The following is a 19,445-nucleotide window of genomic DNA, read 5'->3' as shown; positions in this document are numbered from 1 at the left end:
ATGCCAGCAGCCGAACTAAATATAACGTTGATACAACCTGATATTGTTTGGGAGAACAAGGATGCCAATTTGAGGCAATACGAGCAGTTGATAGAAAGTGTGCCAGGCAGGAAAGAGGTGGTTGTGCTTCCCGAGATGTTCAGTACAGGTTTTAGCATGCAGCCTGAAAAGCTGGCTGAAACGATGGATGGCCCTTCTGTGGAATGGATGATGGATATGACGAAAAAACACCGTTGTATACTTACTGGTAGTTTGATCATTGAAGAGGACGGTAAATATTATAATAGAATGCTGTGGGTGCAGCCTGATGGATATATTGGTGTTTACGACAAGCGTCACTTGTTTGGGTATGCAGATGAAGATGAGCATTATCAACCGGGTGCTAAACGGGTGATCGCGCAGGTAAAAGGTTTTCGCATTTGCCTGCTTGTATGCTATGACCTCCGGTTCCCGGTCTGGGCAAGAAACCAGGGAGACGACTATGACGTATTGTTATATGTGGCCAACTGGCCCGAACGCCGCAACCTTGCCTGGAAAACTTTATTGCAAGCAAGAGCCATTGAAAATCAATGTTATGTGGTTGGTGTGAATCGCGTAGGCAAGGATGGTAAAGACATAAACTATAGCGGAGACAGCAGCGTATTCGGTCCATTGGGTGAACTTATATGGCAAAAGTCTAACGAGGTTGCTGTACACACTGTAACCCTTCAAAAAGATGTGATCGTTAACACGCGTGAACAACTGCCTTTCCTGAAAGACGCAGACAGGTTTATAATATTAGATTAATCGATATGCCGATAGTGGTCAGGCCATTGTAGTCTAATATTGCTACTTTTGCGCCCACATCTCCTCTTATAATAATGTGGCATCGCATAGCAGCGTTCGTAATTAAATTCCGTGTTGCCCTGCTGGTACTGTTACTGGCACTTACTTCTGTAATGGGCTACTACGCCAGTAAAGTGGAACTCAGCTACGAGTTCACCAACGCTATTCCGACAGATAATCCGAAGTATTTAGACTACCAGGCGTTTCGTAAGCAATTTGGCGAAGATGGTAACCTGATGGTGATCGGTGTACAGACGAAGGATTTTTTCAACAAAGAGTTCTTTACCGATTATGCAAAATTGGTAGCCGATCTGGAAAAGATCGACGCCGTAGAAAATGTGCTGAGCATTCCCGGTGCCATCAACCTGGTGAAGGATACAGTAACGGGACAGCTCAAACCAGAGAAGATCGTTACGCCGCAGACCATTAATAATGTAGACAGCATCCGCAGCACCTTTTACAACCTTCCATTTTATCGCGGATTCTTATACAACCCTGAAACTGGCGCTTACCTTATGGCGCTGCGTATCGATAAAAAGATCCTCAACTCCAAGAACCGTACGGTAGTAGTAAAACAAATAGTTGCGATTGCTGACGAGTTTGGGAAAAAACACCAGATCGAGATGCACTATTCTGGTCTGCCATTGATCCGTTCGATGATGGCGACACAGGTGCAGGAAGAGATGAAGATGTTCCTGATATTGTCGTTTGTGCTTACTGCAATTATCTTGGCCTTGTTCTTCCGCTCTTTCATGGCCGTTTTGGCATCAATGATCGTCGTAGCTGTTGGCGTGATCTGGTCGGTAGGTACTATTACTTTGTTAGGATTTAAGATCACGTTGCTAACGGCGCTGATCCCGCCGCTGATCGTTGTGATTGGTATTCCTAACTGTGTTTACTTCCTCAACAAATACCATTCGGAATACAACCTGCACCAGAACAAAATGAAGGCGCTGATGCGCATGGTAGACCGTATGGGTATCGTGACCTTGTTTACTAACCTTACTGCAGCCATTGGTTTTGGTGTGTTCTTCTTTACCAAGAGCCAGTTGCTGAGGGAATTTGGTTTGGTTGCAGGTGTCAATATCATGGCGATATTTTTTATTTCGCTGGTATTCATCCCTGCCTTGTTCAGCTTCCTTCCACCGCCGGCTGGTAGGCATACCAGCTATCTTGAGAGCAAGTGGATGAACAACCTGCTGACGATCCTTACCAACTGGGTATTCAGTCATCGTGCGTGGATATATGGGTTCACTATTGTCATTTGCATTTTGTCTGTCATGGGTATCATGCGCCTGAACACAGTAGGGCATATTGTTGATGATCTTCCCAAAGACGCTAAGGTGTACCAGGACCTGAAATTCTTTGAAAAGAACTTCCGCGGTGTAATGCCTCTGGAAATTGTGATCGATACCAAAAAGAAGAACGGGGCAGTATCGCTGCCGGTACTGCAAAAAGTAGATGAGCTAAACGTATACCTGAAACAATTCCCCGAAATAGGCCATTCGCTTTCTGTTGTAGAAGGTATCAAATTTGCCCGCCAGGCGTTTTATGACGGCGACAGCAGCAGCTATGCAGTCCCCAATATGTTTGATGGTGCATTCATTCAGCCCTACCTGCGTGCAAAAGGCGATAAAAAGAGCACTTTCAATAAGCTGCTGAATGCCTTTATGGACAGCACTAAACAGAAAACCAGGCTGTCGATAAGCATGGCCGATGTGGGCTCTAAACGTCTGCCGGTACTTCTGGATAGCATCCGCCCTAAGACTTATGAGTTGTTCGATAGCAGCAAATACAATGTAACATTTACAGGTACCAGCATCGTGTTCCTGGAAGGCAGCAGGTTTATCATCAATAGTTTACGCGACAGTCTGATACTGGCGTTCATCATGATATTTGGCTGTATGATACTGCTGTTCAGGTCGTGGAGAATTCTGCTGATATCGATCGTTATCAACATAGTACCGCTGCTGATAACCGCGGGGATAATGGGTTGGGTGGGAATCCCCATCAAGCCTTCCACAGTTCTGGTATTTAGCGTGGCTTTGGGTATCACTATCGACGTTACTATTCGTTTCCTCGTAAATTTCAAACAAGAGCTCATCCGTCACGACGATGATATTGCCGTTACCGTAAAGAAAACGATCCACGACACCGGCTTGAGTATAATATATACTTCATTGATACTGATAGCTGGATTTGGTGTTTTCGCTCTGTCAGATTTCGATGGCACCAAATCGCTCGGATATCTGACCTCGCTAACGCTACTATTGGCAATGGTAGCAAATCTTACACTGCAGCCCGCATTTTTGTTGTGGATGGAAAAGGTGGTTCGTAAAAATAAAGGACCAGAGTGGCTTATAGAAGAAGATGATAAGGAGGGTGTATAATATTTAGGCTCAGGCATTACTTTTGTATTGTCATCCTAAGTATACTCACCTATGGAATTCGATAAGATCAAGAATAAAGGACAGGCAAGGCTGTTTAAAAGCGATTATATGGAGACGATGACCAAGACTCATCCATTGGTCATCTATAGCATGTATTTCCCGGTTATCGCATTTATGCTCTATTATGGCGCTGCCTATAAAGGAGTCGGTGCAGGTGCTGAAGCATTAATGTTTATCGCAGGTGCGTTGTTTTGGAGCCTTTTTGAATACCTGATGCATCGCCATCTGTTCCACATGATCGTTGAAAGCCCGCGTGCAAAGAAGTTTGTATACACTATGCATGGCGTGCACCACGAGTATCCACGCGATAAAGAACGCTTGTTCATGCCACCGGTACCTAGTATGGTCATTGCTGCGGTACTATTCTATCTCTTTTACCTTGCATTGGGTTGGTCAGCGCTTTCTTTCTTCCCGGGTTTCCTGTTTGGATATTTGATGTACGGATCGATGCACTTTGCTATCCATGCTTTCGCTCCTCCAAGATTCCTGAAAGCTTTATGGCGCAACCATCACCTGCATCATTACAAAGCTCCTGATAAGGGTTTTGGCGTTAGCTCAGTATTGTGGGATGTAATATTCCGCACCGTACCCAAGCAGGATTAGGGATTCCCTAGCTCCTCCAATATTGTTTCCAGCTCTGATAAGATCATTGCTGTAGCCCCCCAGATGATGGTGCCGTCAACAAGTTGGTAGGCTTTTACAGTCATTTTAACTCCTGGCATTGCAGGCGATATAACTCCTGTTGTTACTTTTCTATCAGCATGAAATAGTTCTGATACCGGCACTTCAAGGATGTGACGTACTTCGGCTTCATTGATGTTATACGTTGGTCTTTCCTTGGCGAAAGCAACAAAAGGGTGCACCTGAAAATTACTGACTGGTATATATAGGGGGGTTAATTCGCCTAGGATGTCGACGTCGGCCGGCATAATGCCTACTTCTTCCTGGGCCTCGCGTAGTGCTGTAGCTTTTAGGTTGGTGTCTACCGGGTCTTGCTTACCACCTGGGAAACTCACTTGCCCACTATGTGCATGACCGTCTTCTGTACGTTTAATGAACAGTAAGTGCAATTCATTTTCCACCGGGAATAATAGGCTCATTACAGCGCTTGGTCGCGCATCGGAAGGGATCACATCTGGCATTGGCTTAACGCGGGCAGCCATGCGTTCCTGTCCTGCTCGTCCAGGTAATGGCTGCCCTAGTCTTTTCTTAAGCCAGTCTATTCTTTCTAGATAATCCAATATATCTTCTTTGCCGCTAAGTTAAGCGTACATGGGCACTTCCAGCAGCAGTACATCACTATCGGCTGTTGCTGTTATTTCTACTTTATCTGTTCCGCTTATACCTAATGCGTCTTTTTTCGACAAAGTTTTTCCGTTCACGGTCGCGCTTCCATTGATCACAAATACATAAACACCGTGTTTTTCGCTGTGCAGCTTATGGCTCACCGATTTGCCATTTTCGAGGCTGGTGCGGTAGATCCATGCATCCTGGTGGATCTTCAATCCGGCATCACTATTCTCAATTGGTGATACCAATGGCTGCAGTGTGTTTACCCTTTCAGCAACGTCAAACACTGTTTGTTCATAACGCGGCTCAACATTCCTCTTGTTGGGGATTATCCAGATCTGCAACAGGTTTACTTTTTTGTCCCTATTATGGTTGTATTCGCTGTGCGTAATGCCCGATCCAGCGCTCATCACCTGCACCTCGTTCGGATGCAGTGCTTGTTTATGGCCCATGCTGTCCTGGTGCTCCAGCGCGCCGTCCAGCACGATGGTGATGATCTCCATATTATCATGCGGATGTTTGCCAAAACCCATAGCTCCGGCTACTATATCATCATTCAGCACGCGGAGTGCACCGAAATGTATCTTCTCAGGATCATAATATCCTGCGAAACTGAATGAATGGTGTGCATCGAGCCAGCCATGGTCTGCATGGCCGCGTTCATTTGCCGGATGAAAAACTGTATTACTCATAAGATTCCTTTAACTGTTGTAGGTACAATAATTAATCCAAAATTACATCTTTTTTCGTCCTTAACCCTTTGCAGGGCTTATGGCGGTATTAGCATTGATGATAGCAATAGTTAAACAAATGAGAAACAATAAAATCGGTAAATTAGACGCAAAACAGGCTAAAATGCAGAGGTGGTACCGTTACCTTATCTCGTTGTCACTCCTTATGGCAGCGTCTGACAGTTTTGCACAACAGAATGACACGCTGCGGCGCCGCGACGGCGATGGGCGTTATTTTATCCAGGTTCGGTCATATAACATTGTGACTGATGAGGGGTACCTACAAAACAACCAGCCAGACGGCATCTGGACTACTTATTGGCATACACAGCTTCCCAAACAGCTTACCAGCTATAGGCTTGGAAAAAAGCATGGTTCAGTTATCACTATGACGCCGCTGGGCAAAATCGAAAAGATCGAGAACTATAAGAATGACAAGTTAGAGGGAACTTCTAGATTGTATAATGAGGAAGGAATGTTAGTTGAAGAGGCGCTGTTTTCTGAAGGGAAGAAACATGGCCCTTATACTAAGTGGTATCCCAATGGTAAAAAGGAGGAAGAAAGCAGTTTTGTAAATGATAAGAGAGACGGTAAAGCAGTATGGTATTTTAAAGATGGCACGAAAGCTGCTGAGTATTCATACAGCGACGATGCAATTGACGGGGATGCAGCAACTTATTTCAACAACGGTAAGGTCAGCGCAAACGGCCCATATGCCAAAGGCAAACAAACTGGTGTCTGGAAGGAGTATCATGAGAATGGCAATTTGAAAGCCGAGGGTAAATATGTAAGTGGTGAGAAAGAAGGTGTGTGGCAGGAGTATGATGCTGACGGAAAAAATCCGAAACCTGTCAACTATAAAAAAGGCGAACGTAAATAAACATGGCACAAACAATATTGATAGTCGACGATGAGAAGGCTATACGCAAAACGCTAAGCGAAATACTCAGTTTTGAAGGGTTTACAGTAGAAGAAGCTGCAGATGGTGCGGAAGCGGTCAAGAAGATCACCGATAATAATTACGACTGCATCCTTTGCGATATCAAGATGCCTAAGATGGATGGCATTGAAGTGCTGGAACAAACGCGCGAGTCTAAACCAGATATTCCTTTTATAGTGATCTCTGGTCACGGGAATATCGAAACTGCTGTAGATGCAGTGAAAAAAGGCGCGTTTGACTACATCTCCAAACCACCAGACCTGAACAGGTTGCTGATCACCATTCGCAACGCGATGGATAAAAAATCCCTTGTAACCGAGACCAAACAGCTGCGTCGCAAGATCTCCCGTAGCGCTGACATGGTTGGGGAATCTGAAGGAATGCGGAGGGTGCGCGAAACCATCGAAAAAGTAGCCCCTACTGATGCCCGTGTTTTAATAACCGGTGAGAACGGCGTGGGTAAAGAGCTGGTGGCCAGGCGCATACACGAATTAAGTAACCGTGCAAACGCGCCACTAATAGAAGTGAACTGTGCTGCAATACCTTCTGAACTAATTGAAAGTGAACTGTTTGGACACGAAAAAGGTTCGTTTACCTCGGCAATAAAACAACGCATAGGCAAATTTGAGCAGGCGAGCGGTGGTACTCTATTTCTTGACGAGATCGGCGATATGAGTCATGATGCACAGGCCAAAATGTTGCGTGCACTGCAGGAAGGCAAGATAACTCGTGTGGGCGGCGACAAAGAGATCAAGGTTGATGTGCGGGTGATTGCTGCTACCAATAAGGACCTCATGAAAGAGGTCGAAGCAAAAAACTTCCGTCTCGACCTCTATCATCGCTTGAGTGTTATACTCATCCATGTGCCGTCGCTGAATGACCGGAGAGATGACATCCCTATGTTGGTTGATCACTTCCTCAAAGATATCAGCGAAGAGTACAAACAACCTGTAAAACAGATTGATGACAACGCTATCGAGGCGTTGAAGCAATACAACTGGACTGGCAATATCCGCGAGTTGCGCAATGTAGTGGAGAGGCTCATCATTCTTTCCGACAAAAAGATCACAAAGAAAGATGTAGAGATGTACATCACGAAATAAAAAAAGGCCCGGTTAAACCGGGCCTTTGCTTTTAATATCTTGATCTTAAACACCAACCATCAAAGGCATCAGCAGCATCAGAACATCTTCATTATCGCCTTTTTCAAGTGGGCGGAAAATGCCTGCTCGTGTTGGTGTGCTGAGTTCTACTTGTATCTCTGCACCGTCCAGGTTGTTCAGCAGTTCGATCATTAGCTTGGCGTTGAAAGCGATCTTCATATCCTCACCATTATATTGGCAGGTCAGCATTTCGCGTCCTTCGTAAGAGAAGTCGATATCCTGCGCGCTCAGTTGCAACGAGTTGCCATTGATCTCCAGTACCACCTGGTTGGTAGTTTTGTTAGCGAATATGCTGATACGACGCAGCGCGCTGATGAAATCTGTGCGGTTGATCGTCAGTTTATATGGATTGTCAGCTGGAATAACTGATTTGTACGGTGGGAAGGTTGCATCAATCAGGCGGCAGCTCATGCTCATTTTAGCACTGCTAATGAACAAGTGGCTGTTGTTGTAAGCCAGCTGCAGCTGAGTTTCATCTGCAGGCAAAGTACCTTTCAGTTGTTGCAATGGTTTCTTCGGAACGATAAATCCTTTTTGTCCGCCGCTGGTGGCATCGGTGCGTTTAAACTGTACCAGCCTATGGGCATCTGTAGAAACAAATGTGATACCGTCTTTACCCAGTTCAAAAAATACACCGGTCATTTGTGGCCTGAGTGTATCATTGCTTACCGCAAACAAAGTCTTGTTGATGCTTTCTATCAATGCAATAGACGGCATGTTGAAAGTTGTGGTATCTACCGGAGCTGGCTCTTTGGGGAAATCGTCAGCTTTTTCGCCACCTATTTTATATTTACCCACATCGCTCGACATTTCGATTGAAAGATCTTGCTCGTTGATATTGAATGTAATAGGCTGTTCCGGTAGGTTTTTCAGGTACTCGGTCAGTATTTTTGAAGGGATACAAATACGTCCGTCGCCCTGGGCATCGCTTACATCCATCTGCACACGCATCATTGTCTCCAGGTCTGTAGCTGTAAGTGTTAACGTATTGCCTTTCAATTCAAAAAGAAAATCTTCCAGAACTGAAAGCACAGTATTGGCGCTGATAACGCCGCTTATTTGCTGCAGGTTTTTCAGTAATGCGGTGGATGTAACAATGAAACGCATTGTAAATGATGGTTTAGGACAAAGATAGTTGTTTGGGCAAATTACGGATAGGGTGTGGATAAATGAAAATCAGGCACATTTTTTTTGAGGGGATATATGTTGACGGAGATGCCATTGCCGGGTTGGATGAGAACATTCGGGGATGGCATTGCTTTGTTGCGTATTTTTAAAATAGGTAAGACCCGCATATATCTTCTCATGCCGAACTGGTTAAATAAGTTTTTAGGTCAAAAGGAGGAAACCGAGCCTCAAAAGAAAGATGGTTCCCCGAAAACGCCAGTAAACAGGGAAGATCCGTTTGCCCCAATAAAATATATCCGCTTTGGCAGATACAGCGACAACAACAAAACGTTGAAAAAAACACAGTGCTGGTATAAAGCAGAAGACCTATACAAGGAAAAGAAATATAATGAAGCATTTGCAGAGCTGTTTGACTATCTGAGGGATGATGATGAAGACAATGTCCATTTTTATCAAAATGGGGATAAGTTCACTTTTGACTTGGTTCAGGGCTCCCGAAAGGTTTATGGCGAATGTGATGGAACGACCATCGTAGCCCGAGTGCCACTAGCGGTTATGAATACACCTCAAACAGCAATCATGCGCCGGCTGCTGGACATGAACTATGCACTGTATTACAGCCGCACGGCTATGTCTGAAGACAACACATTGTATATGGTGTTTGATTCTGAGGTGCATACTGCTAGCCCTAATAAAATGTATTATGGCCTTCGCGAGCTGGCTACTAAAGGCGACCGGCAGGATGACCTGCTGCTGGCCGATTTTGACACCTTGAAGCTGGCGGACCAGGTACATTATAAACCGCTGGGTCAGCATGAGTTGGATACTAAGTATAACTTTTTCCGTAAGTGGATAGAAGAAACACTGACAAGGGTAAATGAACTGAACCAGGATTCGTTTTCCGGAGCTATAGCATACGTACTGTTGGGATTGGTATATCGAATTGACTTTTTGATTAGTCCTGAGTCGCGCCTGTTGTCTGACCTGGAGAATGTGCACAGCCTGTACTGGGAGAAAAAAGACGAAGTGCCGTTAGTAGAGCGGAACAAGATGATGAAGGATGCCATAAAAAAATTGTTATTGTACACTAAGGAAGAATTTGCTAATAATGTTTACTGGTCGAGCGGAACATTTGCGATATCTACACCGCACAAACAAGAGAAAGTGCGTGAGTACATCGTAAATGCCAACCGCGATGGACAATGGTATGTTGAGAACAAATATCCGGACGTGGCGAGACGGATAACTGAATACGGAATCCTCTATAGCCAGTTTGTGTATAGTATGCCCAAAGTACTGACCGATCTTACGGCTATATATATGGCTGCTGTACATGGTGATTATTTTGAAGAGCTTGGAATGACCGAACGCCTGTACGACTATGAGAAAAATACTTTTGACGAAGAACTAATCAAATCTGCCATCGACCGTGCTTTGGATAAATTCAAAGACAAGTACAAAGAAATGCACTGGGACCACGACAGGATCTCGTACACCAACCTGTTTGAATTTGGCACCAGCTTTGGCGAACAGATGTCGCGGCTGAACCTGGAAACCAGAAGAACATGATCAGCGTACAGGAGACCATAGAAAAATATCAAAGTGCGATCGTGCAGATAGCTACCAAATCCGGTACCGGTACTGGTTTCTACCTGCAGGATTACGATCTCATCGTCACCAACAACCACGTGGTGAAAGGCAACCGCTTTGTGACCGTGAAGTCGAAAACAATGCAGAAGCGGCTGGCCCAGGTGCTGTTTGCCGACGAGAAGTACGACCTGGCTTTTCTGCAACCTCCCATCAATATGAAAGACCTACCGCCTATAAAAATGGGCGACTATATATCGCTCAAGGATGGCGATATGGTCATCGCTATCGGTCACCCTTATGGTCTTAACTACACTGCGACACAGGGTGTGGTATCGCGGGTGGAGCGGGTGCAGCAGGGACTTAAGTACATTCAGATCGATGCTGCCATCAACCCCGGTAACAGTGGTGGCCCATTGGTGGACGAAGATGGCGAAGTGATCGGTGTGAACACCTTCATCATCAAAGGTGGCGACAACCTCGGTTTCGCCCTTCCTGTCAGCTACCTGAGGGAAGCGCTGGACCAATACATGCCCATTTACGGCGAGGTGTCTATCCGGTGCCCGTCGTGCAGCACTATGGTGACGGAACAAAACCTGGATGCTGGTAAGTACTGTCCCAACTGCGGTACCAAGATCGAGTTTCCGAAGAAGCCTGAAGATGAGGATGCGCCAGTGTCCGGCATTGCCAAAACGATAGAAGACATTTTGGAAAAGCTGGGCTATAGTAAAGAACTTTCGCGGACCGGTAACAACCGCTGGGAGGTGGAAGAAGGCACGGCCAAGATCCGTATCTCTTACAATCCCGACAACTACTTCATCATCTGCGATGCCTTCCTGTGCCGGTTGCCCAAGCAGGGCATCAAGGAGGTATATCAATACTTGCTGACCGAAAACTACCTCAGTCGTGGTAAGTTCTTCAGCCTGCATGGGGATACCATTGTGCTGAGTAGTCTCATTTATGATCTGGACATGACCACCGAGAGTGGCGAGTCGATGTTCAGGCGGCTTTTCCGTAAGGCCGACTACTACGATAATGTGCTGGCCAATAAATACCACTGCCAGCCTATACTTGAAGAACAATAATTGCAGTGACAGATGATAACCTGTCACCGCAATTAATATCAGCTTACAACAAGCCTTTTACTTTTTCAATCACAGCTTTCAGTCCGCTTACATCCTGGCCGCCGGCCGTTGCTAATGTTTTTTGTCCGCCGCCGCCGCCTTTGATGAGCGGAGCCACGTGTTCTTTGATGATCTTACCGGCATCGAGACCTTTGGCAGCAACAATGCTGTCTGCAACGCCCACTGCAATGAATGGTTTGCCATCGATATTGGCACCCAGTACTACTACGTGATCGTTCAGGTGGTGCTTCACATCAAAGCAAAGTTTTTTCAGTGCATCGGCCGAGCCTACTTCTACGATATCACCTACAAAGGTTACCTGGTTGATGATCTCGTCTTTGGTAAGCACTTCGTTGCGGATGGCTACCAGCTGACGGGCTTCCAGGCTTTCCACGCGTTTCTCCAGCTGCGCTTTTTCTTCCTGCAGTTTCTCTATCGCCTTCAGCAGGTCTTTTGGATTTTTGAGTATAGCGTTAGCACTGTGCAGCGTGTGCAGGTGCTCGTTGATATAGTCTTCAGCCGCCTTACCACTTACCGCTTCGATACGGCGTACACCGGCAGCTACGGCACTCTCGTGTTTTATTTTCAGCATACCGATCTCGCCGGTGTAACCCACGTGCGTACCACCACATAGCTCTATCGAATATGAAGGATCCATCACTACTACGCGCACACAGTCAGCATATTTCTCGCCAAACAGGGCCATAGCACCCATGGCTATCGCTTCTTCTTTAGGCATTTCTTTGATCACCACCGGCGCGTTCTCGCGGATCTTCGCGTTCACGAGTGCTTCTATTTTCGCCACCTCTTCCTCAGTCACTTTTGCAAAGTGCGAGAAGTCGAAACGCAGGTGCTCTTCATTCACCAGTGAGCCTTTCTGCGCTACGTGTGTGCCCAGCACTTCGCGCAGGGCTGCGTGCAGTAGGTGCGTAGCACTGTGGTGTTTCTCTGTCGATTTACGTTTGATGGTGTCTATCTTCGCCAGCACTGCACCTGAAGGGTCTTTAGGCAACACTTCAGAGAAGTGTATGATCAGGTCGTTCTCTTTCTTCGTATCGATGATCTGGATGGTTTCGTTCGGGAAGATCAGCTCGCCAGTATCACCTACCTGGCCACCGCTTTCTGCATAGAAGGGTGTAGTGTCTAATACCAGCTGGTAAGACTCTTTGCCTTTAGCTTTTACCTTGCGATACTTCAGCACATTAGCTTTGGCCTCAATGCTATCATAACCTACAAACTTAGTAGCGCCTTCTTTCAGCACTACCCAGTCTTCAGTATCCAGCGTAGTAGCAGCGCGGCTACGTTCTTTCTGCTGTTTCATTTCCGCTTTAAACGCCGACTCATCCACTTCCAGGTTGTTCTCGTGTCCTATCAAACGTGTTAGGTCTATCGGGAAACCGTAGGTATCGTACAATTCGAAAGCAGCCTTGCCATTGATGACAGCTGTATTCTGCTTTCTTGTATCAGTAATGATCTCATCAATTTTCTTCAAACCTTTATCCAGCGTGCGCAGAAAAGCTTCCTCTTCTTCCTTCACCACTTTGCACACCAGGTCTAATTGCTTGCGCAGTTCATCAAACACACCTTTGAACTGCTCTGCCAGCACCGGCATTAGCTGTACCAGCAGGGGCTGTTTGTAGTCGAGGTAAGAATAGTAATAACGTGCAGCCCTGCGAAGGATGCGGCGTATCACATAACCCGCCCCTGTGTTCGATGGCAGCTGACCATCGGCAATGGTAAAACCAATTGCACGTATGTGATCGGCCAGCACGCGGAAGGCTACATCCTGCTTGCTGTCTGTATAGCCGTATTTTTTACCGGTGATCTTTTCTATTTCAGCTATCGTACCCGTAAACAGGTCGGTATCGTAGTTGCTTTGTTTACCTTGCAGCACACGCACCAGCCTTTCCAGGCCCATGCCGGTATCCACATGCCTCGCAGGCAGCGGGACCAGTTCAGTGCAGGCTATGATCAATTTGGCACGCTCAGATTTTTCTGCACCTGCATTCTGCTCAGACCACTTATCAAATTTTGCTTTGTCGGTCCACACGCGGTTAAACTGCATGAACACGTTGTTCCATATTTCGATCACCTGCGGATGGTCTGCATTTACCAGCTTCGCGCCATCTTCTTGATTGCGCTCTTCTTCGCTACGGCAGTCCACATGTATTTCTGAGCAGGGACCGCAGGGACCGGTATCACCCATTTCCCAGAAGTTATCCTTCTTATTGCCCATCAGGATGCGGTCTTCGGCTATGTATTTTTTCCACTCGTTGTATGCTTCCTCGTCTTTAGGCAGGTTTTCGTTGGCATCGCCTTCAAATACGGTGACGTAGAGGCGGTCTTTCGGTATCTTGTACACTTCGGTCAGCAACTCCCAGCTCCATTCAATAGCTTCTTTCTTGAAGTAGTCGCCAAAGCTCCAGTTGCCCAGCATCTCGAACATGGTATGGTGATAGGTATCCACGCCCACTTCTTCCAGGTCATTATGCTTACCACTTACACGCAGGCATTTCTGGGTATCGGCCACACGCGGGTCTGGTGCCTGTTTGTTGCCCAGGAAATAATCCTTGAACTGGTTCATACCCGAATTGGTGAACAGCAGCGTAGGATCGTTCTTCACCACTACCGGCGCTGATGCGACAATGACATGGCCCTTGCTCTTGAAAAAATCCAGGAATTGACTGCGTATCTCGTTGGCTGTAAGCATATATCTAAAATAGTGTGCAAAGATAATGAATCAGGGGTGTGCTGGCGAGGCCTTGTCAGGGTTTTTGGGCATGCCCGTGATTTACCCGTCTCACCAACCCCGGCCGGTCGGGATGAAACTCCCAGCCTGTTTCCAGTTCCAGCTCCCGGCGTTTTTCGGGTGGCAGGTTGCGGCTGCGCGATAGGCGTACGATGGCCTCATGCCCGCGCATATTTGTCATGTTTTGATTTTTCAGATAGTATTCCCAGTAGTCGTCCAACACCCGTTCTATCGGTGCCCATTCGTCACGTTTGGTGGCTGCCCGGTCGGTGGGATAGATATACTGTCGCACCGGCGGTTGCGGCGGTAACTTTTCCGGTTCAGCATGTCGCATGAGTGATTTTTCTGCTTCGTGCTCTGTGCCAGTGGTTTGGCGGCTGTCGATGTTACCGGATGTTACCTGTTCTTTGTCTTTTTCCTCCTGCTCGTAATAGTAGATCGTTTTTCCATTTTCCTGTCTCGTTTTCACCTTATCGGCCGGGCAGTGGTATTCGTATTTGCCCGTTTCCATGTCGCGGTGTATTACACATCCAAGTTCCTCCCAATCTGGCCGGAGCTTTGGAGGGCAGATCCTAAAACCGTCATTGGTAAGCGATTGTTTGATAGCGTAGTCATATTCTTCGTCGGTCAGGTCCTCTTCTTCGCCTCCGAATGCCTTTTTGTCGATGTAAATAAGCAGCCTGAACTTTTCTTCATCTGTCCTGGTCTCCTTCGCCTTTTCAACTGCCGGCTTTTTAGCGAAGTACTCTGCTTCCAGCTTTGTGTCCAGTTCTATGGCGCGTAGTATGGCGGCGGGGTTGTCGACCGTCACTTCCATTGTCTTTACTTCTTCTTTGAACTTGTAGTATTTGTTCATCCTCGCCTGCCGGCGCACGATGCGGGCCAGTTCGACACGGCGTTCATGCAAAGAAAGGAAGTCTTTTTTATGCCTTTCGGCAGCTTCAGCCTCCGCGGCTGCAAAGCCTTTTTCTATCGATGCTTTCTGTTTCTCATCTATCAGCTCCTGAATCTCCGGTCGACGTGAGAGTCGCCATGCTGCAGGCTTGCGGCTTTGTGGCTGTGCATTGGGATAGGCTTTGCCATAGGCGCGTTCCTTATCGCCGGTGCGGATGTATTCTTTTACATAAATAAGGTGCTGTGCGGGAATGCGGGTTATTTTCTCGTCGTTCATGATAGGTGGTTGATAGGGTGACGGACAAAAAATGCTGCAGAAAATTTCTGACAGTTCCATTACAAAGATAGCAAAAAAACTACAATTATTAAGTATATTGTCGCCGTTTCATAAAGTATTTTGGCATAAAAATTGGAGCTGACAGTAATATATTTCTTATGAAAAATTCAATCAATACCCTGTTACCTGTAGCAATTATTCTTGGCTGCTTATCCTTCCTTGCTTCATGTACGCTCCCGAAACGTGGTTGCGATACTCCGCGATTATCCGTAAAATTCCATGTGTTTAATGACAGCGGACTTGTCGTGGTAGCAGGTAAATACCAGAAGGGGAGTAATTTCTCGCAACTCGTAGAGAATGATACGCTCGATTCAGTGCAAGTCCATTATGGATATTATGAGATCAGGGAGCAATTTGATTGGAAGTTCACATTTCGGCCCGGAGTCGGGGAGTATACAATAACCGGGATACGTTTTGAAAATGTGGAAGCTGGTCCGGACCGTGAAGAGGGTTGCAGAGACATTACTTATTACACGCTGAATGGTAAAGAGAAGAAAGTGGGCAGCATGTCGTCCTTGAGTGCTGTCGTGCCTCCTGTTGTTATAGATCTGTAGAATTTCTATCCTACGAGTGCGTTGGCAGTGTCACAGGCCCGCTGATGCGCATAGGGCTGCGCCCCTCCCTGCTCCCTATTGATTATTTTTTCATTGACATGGCTCTCAAGAGAGGAAGGGAGCCCACTGGCGCAAGCTATCATATCCATCGCATAGAACCCGAAAGGCCTTTGGTCTTTCCTACCCTCTCAAGATGGAAAGAAAACTTTTTTGTTCCCACTTCGATGAGCCTCAATACTTAATCTACATTTAAAAATATCGGGACGAAACGACCCGGTAATAGTGCTAAATTTATTTCTCACATTTAAACCAAAGCAACATGGCAAACAACCGCGTCGTTCATTTTGAGATACAGGCCGATGATATCGAAAGGGCCAAGAAGTTTTACGAGAATACATTTGGCTGGCAGGTGCCGCAGATGATGAAGGAATCGGAAGGCGGCATGATGGATTACTGGGGACTGGTGACCGGTCCTGATGGAACTCCCGGCATCAACGGCGGCCTCTACAAACGTGGCAGCGATAAGCTATATACTTACGACTGCACCATCATGGTAGATGACGTAGACAAAGCAATGGAAGACGTGAAGAAGAATGGTGGTAAGATACGCGTGGAGAAAGCCGAGATACCTGGTGTTGGTTTTTTTGCAGGCTGCGAGGATACCGAGGGTAATCGTTTTGGTTTGATGCAGGCTACTGAATGGAAACCTTAGAATATATGGCGTCAGGTGTAAACACCTGGCGTCATATTAAATAAAAATTGGGCGAGCCTTGGTATATTGTTTGATATCGACGTTATTCTGATAAACGAAACCCTATGAAAAAACTGGCAATTAATGCAGCAGCCGTAGTCTTATTGCTTGCAGGCTGCAATAAAAAGGAAACTGTTACAGCGGAGAGTATATTGCTTTTGGCAAATCACGGCTATAGCCTCAAGCCTACGACATATTATAAAATAACCGGCGATGGCGTGATGGAGGATACCTTGGTGGTGATGAATAACGAAGACGTTTTTGATACGCCGGTACCTGCCGAAAAATCTGTCCGTGCTAAGGAACTCTTGACTAAAATAACGCGTGGCATGCTCGATAAAAACGGCAAGGAATACCACTCGAAGTATCCCGACGCCGGCGGAAGCACAATAACCGCGACCGTAAGTGGCAAAACTTACCGCTGGTATATCACGGATGATGTCGAGGCTCTGCCCAAATATTTTCGCGATTTTGGTCAGGCTGTAAATGAAGCAGTCAACGAGTTGGAGCAGTAAATATTTGTCGTGTCAGGTGGAAACCGGCATTTTACAAACTCTTCACCCACTCTTCCACTACACCCTTATACAACTCATGCGCGCCATGCAGCTCTAACTTCTTGAAAGGGAATAATTGTGCATCGGTCAGTGCATGTTGCAGGTCAAAGTTCTTTTGTGGAGCATGAAAAAATACGCCTTCTTTGTGCAGGTGTTTGCCGAGGTATTCCTGTTCGGTTTGTCCAGGTGTGGGTATGAGGATGGCTTTCTTGTACAGCACTGCCAGATCCATTAAGGTTGAGTAGCCGCTACGGCAAATGACGATTGAGGCATCTTCTATCAACGGTTGCAGTGAGTCTTTCGTGATGCGGAGAAAATATCTTCCGTTCTGTCCGAAGGTGGAATTGTTAGCTTGTCGCGGAGCTTTGTCGGAACCCTCTACAAAAACTACTTTGCCTTTATGGTCTTTTAGTTGTTCCCAAAGTATATGCGACAACATGGTGCGCTGTGGTTCAGGGCCGGAAAGTAATACCAGCAAATGGTCCTCGGCTATGTGCGCATTTGGAATGATCTGCGAGAGCAGCCCGGCAAATTTTGCGTTTCGTGGCATGGGACTGGGATGGCCCAGTTTGCCACTCAGGTTGGGTATGCCCGGTACATCGACCACCCAGCATTGCCCGAAACGAGTGAGGAAACGATAATGCAGTCGGCGCAGCAGGCTGTCAGCGGTATTACCCATGCCGGTTTGTGCCAGCACCTGGTGCGTCATGATGACCGAAGGGATAGTTGGATGAAACAATCCATACCGGTTATCAGAAATAATACCATCGAACTTGCGCTTCTCTGACAATTCGATCAGCCATTCATGTTCCTTGCGCACATTGCGCAGCAGTTTGGGTATTTGCTGCAATATGGCGAACATGAACCCTTTGCCGTGTTTGCTATAGCTCACGTTGTAGCCGTCCAGGTGGATAGTTTCTATGCCGGGGAAAGTTTCAGTTATATACTTGCGCTGCCACTCATTGCCGCCAACGGTTATATGATGCCCCAGCTGCTGCAGGTAGCGGATGAGCGGCACGCACCGGGTGGTGTGACCAAGGCCCCAGTCGAGTGGAACTATTAATATTTGCTTAGGATTATTGCTTTCCAATTATCCGTATTTTTACCAAAAGTAGCGTTTAGCAAAGAGTATGGTGTTTAAGAAAAGTATAATTTACGTAGTGCTGCTGGGAGCAGTGCTGGTGCTGGCACAAAGTTGTAGTAGTAGTAAGAAATGCGGCTGCGGAACGGACCTGAACAGGATGTACCATTCCAAGCGCTTTAAATGATGAAACTATGTGGAGCGGCAGGGGGAATAAGGTTTGGGCTCATTATACCCACAATGTGATGGCAGCAGATGCGATAGATGCCGCCGTCCTGGTAAAATACCTGCACCAGGTGACGCTCCAGCGATTGTTTCTTTCTACAGTAGAAGTGATAGACTTGCAGCAATACAAGATCATCAAACATCCCGGCAAGATCCATAATGCCTTCCAGAGCCGGATACAGCTTCCTTTTGTATTCATAGCCGCCAAAAACTAGGCGGATTCCCTCAATTTTCGGGCGTTTTTCAGGCTGTGGCTATGAAAAGCGGATAACAAATATTAGATTTACCTACGCACTTGCATGGCAAGGGGTTAACTATTCCCTGCTGCGAGTGCTGGTATTAGTTCAAAAGCGTACAAAACATTTGCTTCGTTATGAAAGAAGAATTGAAGGAAACTTCTGCCATTGCGCAAAAAGACCTGTCGCGCAGGCAGTTCCTCAGCTATGCAGGTCTCGCAGGTGCGGGACTGGTGATAGCCTCGTGCAATAAAGATGACGATGGTCCGGAACCGGCTGACGGCTCAGTAGACCTGGGTTCGGAAGATTGGGGTCTGCTCAACTATATGTTTGCCCTCAAACAACTGAGTGCTGCATTTTATACAGGCTTCGCGGCAAGACTTAATCCTGACGGCCCGATAGCTGAATCGCAACAAATACCTGAAATGCGCGACCATGAGATCGCACACCGCGAACTGCTGCGCGATATGCTGGGTACAAAGGTGATCGAAGATTTCCAGTTCTTCCTCGATAATAAAGTTGAATTTACCAATCGTGAAGCTGCTTTGGGTGCAGCCAGGGATATTGAACAGGCATTGATCTCGGGATTCCTCGGCATTGCAGGTCGTTTCGCATCAGCTCAATACCTGGAGCAGATTGCCAAGATGATGTCTGTGAACGGCAGGCACCTCGGTTATGTAAATGATGGGCTGGCTCCTAACGACTTTGCTCATGGCTTGAACGCTGAGCAAATGGATGTGGCCAAAACACCCGAGCAGGTGCTTGCATCGCTGAGTAAATATTATCCCAAGGAGATATCGACCAAGCATATACCTAAACAATAAAA

18 protein-coding genes are annotated in these 19,445 nt (G+C 46.6%); 12 read left to right on the top strand and 6 right to left on the bottom strand.

The annotated features are described in order from the left end of the window. The 3 genes from P2W83_RS05980 to P2W83_RS05970 all read left to right on the top strand — a co-directional run bounded on the left by P2W83_RS05980 (nucleotide 1) and on the right by P2W83_RS05970 (nucleotide 3,878). Nucleotides 1–786 carry an amidohydrolase gene (locus P2W83_RS05980; RefSeq protein ID WP_276132793.1) on the top strand — a complete coding sequence of 262 codons (786 nt, stop codon included), beginning with the start codon at nucleotides 1–3 and terminating at the stop codon, nucleotides 784–786. Nucleotides 787–860: 74 nt separating this feature from the next. Next, nucleotides 861–3,215, top strand: a complete 2,355-nt coding sequence (locus P2W83_RS05975) for an efflux RND transporter permease subunit (protein ID WP_276132792.1) — start codon at nucleotides 861–863, stop codon at nucleotides 3,213–3,215. Nucleotides 3,216–3,266: 51 nt separating this feature from the next. After that, nucleotides 3,267–3,878 (top strand): sterol desaturase family protein, encoded by a 612-nt coding sequence (locus P2W83_RS05970; protein WP_276132791.1) that lies wholly within the window; start codon nucleotides 3,267–3,269, stop codon nucleotides 3,876–3,878. Here P2W83_RS05970 and P2W83_RS05965 read toward each other — a convergent pair. Both P2W83_RS05965 and P2W83_RS05960 read right to left on the bottom strand, forming a co-directional pair. Next, nucleotides 3,875–4,516, bottom strand: coding sequence for an NUDIX hydrolase (locus tag P2W83_RS05965; RefSeq protein WP_276132790.1), 642 nt, complete (start codon nucleotides 4,514–4,516; stop codon nucleotides 3,875–3,877). The two genes, P2W83_RS05970 and P2W83_RS05965, sit on opposite strands and share 4 nt — an antisense overlap. Nucleotides 4,517–4,537: 21 nt before the next feature. Next, nucleotides 4,538–5,257 carry a pirin family protein gene (locus tag P2W83_RS05960; RefSeq protein ID WP_276132789.1) on the bottom strand — a complete coding sequence of 240 codons (720 nt, stop codon included), beginning with the start codon at nucleotides 5,255–5,257 and terminating at the stop codon, nucleotides 4,538–4,540. Between the two features lie 163 nt (nucleotides 5,258–5,420). Between P2W83_RS05960 and P2W83_RS05955 the strand changes: the two genes are divergently transcribed. Together P2W83_RS05955 and P2W83_RS05950 are read left to right on the top strand one after the other, a co-directional pair. Then, nucleotides 5,421–6,176 (top strand): toxin-antitoxin system YwqK family antitoxin, encoded by a 756-nt coding sequence (locus P2W83_RS05955; RefSeq protein WP_276132788.1) that lies wholly within the window; start codon nucleotides 5,421–5,423, stop codon nucleotides 6,174–6,176. Nucleotides 6,177–6,178: 2 nt separating this feature from the next. Continuing rightward, complete coding sequence (locus P2W83_RS05950) at nucleotides 6,179–7,339, top strand: sigma-54-dependent transcriptional regulator (protein ID WP_276132787.1); 1,161 nt, start codon at nucleotides 6,179–6,181, stop codon at nucleotides 7,337–7,339. A 45-nt stretch (nucleotides 7,340–7,384) separates the two neighbouring features. On the opposite strand, the gene dnaN is transcribed toward P2W83_RS05950, so the two are convergent. After that, nucleotides 7,385–8,506: a DNA polymerase III subunit beta gene (dnaN, locus tag P2W83_RS05945; RefSeq protein ID WP_276132786.1), complete on the bottom strand. Its 1,122-nt coding sequence runs from the start codon at nucleotides 8,504–8,506 to the stop codon at nucleotides 7,385–7,387. Nucleotides 8,507–8,704: 198 nt separating this feature from the next. Between dnaN and P2W83_RS05940 the strand changes: the two genes are divergently transcribed. Both P2W83_RS05940 and P2W83_RS05935 read left to right on the top strand, forming a co-directional pair. Beyond that, nucleotides 8,705–10,096 carry a hypothetical protein gene (locus P2W83_RS05940; protein ID WP_276132785.1) on the top strand — a complete coding sequence of 464 codons (1,392 nt, stop codon included), beginning with the start codon at nucleotides 8,705–8,707 and terminating at the stop codon, nucleotides 10,094–10,096. Next, a complete protein-coding gene (locus P2W83_RS05935) occupies nucleotides 10,093–11,199 on the top strand; it encodes a trypsin-like peptidase domain-containing protein (RefSeq protein ID WP_276132784.1) in 1,107 nt (368 codons plus the stop codon). The genes P2W83_RS05940 and P2W83_RS05935 overlap by 4 nt, the downstream gene beginning before the upstream one ends. A gap of 43 nt (nucleotides 11,200–11,242) precedes the next feature. Here the strand turns inward: P2W83_RS05935 and alaS are convergent, their stop codons facing one another. Both alaS and P2W83_RS05925 read right to left on the bottom strand, forming a co-directional pair. Then, on the bottom strand, nucleotides 11,243–13,948 hold the full coding sequence (gene alaS / locus P2W83_RS05930; RefSeq protein ID WP_276132783.1) for an alanine--tRNA ligase: 2,706 nt from the start codon (nucleotides 13,946–13,948) through the stop codon (nucleotides 11,243–11,245). A gap of 55 nt (nucleotides 13,949–14,003) precedes the next feature. Continuing rightward, the gene (locus P2W83_RS05925) at nucleotides 14,004–15,158 is read right to left on the bottom strand and encodes a hypothetical protein (protein WP_276132782.1); all 1,155 of its coding nucleotides are present in this window, start codon (nucleotides 15,156–15,158) and stop codon (nucleotides 14,004–14,006) included. A 158-nt stretch (nucleotides 15,159–15,316) separates the two neighbouring features. Between P2W83_RS05925 and P2W83_RS05920 the strand changes: the two genes are divergently transcribed. From P2W83_RS05920 to P2W83_RS05910, 3 genes are all read left to right on the top strand, one after another. After that, complete coding sequence (locus P2W83_RS05920; RefSeq protein ID WP_276132781.1) at nucleotides 15,317–15,772, top strand: hypothetical protein; 456 nt, start codon at nucleotides 15,317–15,319, stop codon at nucleotides 15,770–15,772. 319 nt (nucleotides 15,773–16,091) lie between these two features. Beyond that, nucleotides 16,092–16,484 (top strand): VOC family protein, encoded by a 393-nt coding sequence (locus P2W83_RS05915; RefSeq protein WP_276132780.1) that lies wholly within the window; start codon nucleotides 16,092–16,094, stop codon nucleotides 16,482–16,484. 104 nt (nucleotides 16,485–16,588) lie between these two features. Continuing rightward, nucleotides 16,589–17,038: a hypothetical protein gene (locus P2W83_RS05910; RefSeq protein WP_276132779.1), complete on the top strand. Its 450-nt coding sequence runs from the start codon at nucleotides 16,589–16,591 to the stop codon at nucleotides 17,036–17,038. A gap of 31 nt (nucleotides 17,039–17,069) precedes the next feature. Here the strand turns inward: P2W83_RS05910 and P2W83_RS05905 are convergent, their stop codons facing one another. Next, nucleotides 17,070–18,167, bottom strand: coding sequence for a glycosyltransferase (locus P2W83_RS05905; RefSeq protein WP_276132778.1), 1,098 nt, complete (start codon nucleotides 18,165–18,167; stop codon nucleotides 17,070–17,072). Between the two features lie 185 nt (nucleotides 18,168–18,352). Here P2W83_RS05905 and P2W83_RS05900 point away from each other — a divergent pair, with 185 nt between their 5' ends. Together P2W83_RS05900 and P2W83_RS05895 are read left to right on the top strand one after the other, a co-directional pair. Continuing rightward, nucleotides 18,353–18,598, top strand: coding sequence for a hypothetical protein (locus P2W83_RS05900; protein WP_276132777.1), 246 nt, complete (start codon nucleotides 18,353–18,355; stop codon nucleotides 18,596–18,598). Nucleotides 18,599–18,756: 158 nt separating this feature from the next. Further along, nucleotides 18,757–19,443, top strand: a complete 687-nt coding sequence (locus tag P2W83_RS05895; RefSeq protein ID WP_276132776.1) for a ferritin-like domain-containing protein — start codon at nucleotides 18,757–18,759, stop codon at nucleotides 19,441–19,443. Nucleotides 19,444–19,445: the final 2 nt, after the last annotated feature.

The organism is Polluticoccus soli (genome assembly GCF_029269745.1).
GTDB classification, from domain to species: domain Bacteria; phylum Bacteroidota; class Bacteroidia; order Chitinophagales; family Chitinophagaceae; genus Polluticoccus; species Polluticoccus soli.
This window is presented reverse-complemented; position numbering and strand designations above follow the sequence as displayed.

Bases quoted from the DNA above. Each gene is read 5' to 3' on its own strand.
- P2W83_RS05980 (WP_276132793.1), top strand. From the start codon at position 1: ATGCCAGCAGCCGAACTAAATATAACGTTGATACAACCTGATATTGTT.
- P2W83_RS05975 (WP_276132792.1), top strand. From the start codon at position 861: ATGTGGCATCGCATAGCAGCGTTCGTAATTAAATTCCGTGTTGCCCTG.
- P2W83_RS05970 (WP_276132791.1), top strand. From the start codon at position 3,267: ATGGAATTCGATAAGATCAAGAATAAAGGACAGGCAAGGCTGTTTAAA.
- P2W83_RS05960 (WP_276132789.1), bottom strand. From the start codon at position 5,257: ATGAGTAATACAGTTTTTCATCCGGCAAATGAACGCGGCCATGCAGAC.
- P2W83_RS05955 (WP_276132788.1), top strand. From the start codon at position 5,421: ATGCAGAGGTGGTACCGTTACCTTATCTCGTTGTCACTCCTTATGGCA.
- P2W83_RS05950 (WP_276132787.1), top strand. From the start codon at position 6,179: ATGGCACAAACAATATTGATAGTCGACGATGAGAAGGCTATACGCAAA.
- dnaN (WP_276132786.1), bottom strand. From the start codon at position 8,506: ATGCGTTTCATTGTTACATCCACCGCATTACTGAAAAACCTGCAGCAA.
- P2W83_RS05940 (WP_276132785.1), top strand. From the start codon at position 8,705: ATGCCGAACTGGTTAAATAAGTTTTTAGGTCAAAAGGAGGAAACCGAG.
- P2W83_RS05935 (WP_276132784.1), top strand. From the start codon at position 10,093: ATGATCAGCGTACAGGAGACCATAGAAAAATATCAAAGTGCGATCGTG.
- alaS (WP_276132783.1), bottom strand. From the start codon at position 13,948: ATGCTTACAGCCAACGAGATACGCAGTCAATTCCTGGATTTTTTCAAG.
- P2W83_RS05925 (WP_276132782.1), bottom strand. From the start codon at position 15,158: ATGAACGACGAGAAAATAACCCGCATTCCCGCACAGCACCTTATTTAT.
- P2W83_RS05920 (WP_276132781.1), top strand. From the start codon at position 15,317: ATGAAAAATTCAATCAATACCCTGTTACCTGTAGCAATTATTCTTGGC.
- P2W83_RS05915 (WP_276132780.1), top strand. From the start codon at position 16,092: ATGGCAAACAACCGCGTCGTTCATTTTGAGATACAGGCCGATGATATC.
- P2W83_RS05910 (WP_276132779.1), top strand. From the start codon at position 16,589: ATGAAAAAACTGGCAATTAATGCAGCAGCCGTAGTCTTATTGCTTGCA.
- P2W83_RS05900 (WP_276132777.1), top strand. From the start codon at position 18,353: ATGTGGAGCGGCAGGGGGAATAAGGTTTGGGCTCATTATACCCACAAT.
- P2W83_RS05895 (WP_276132776.1), top strand. From the start codon at position 18,757: ATGAAAGAAGAATTGAAGGAAACTTCTGCCATTGCGCAAAAAGACCTG.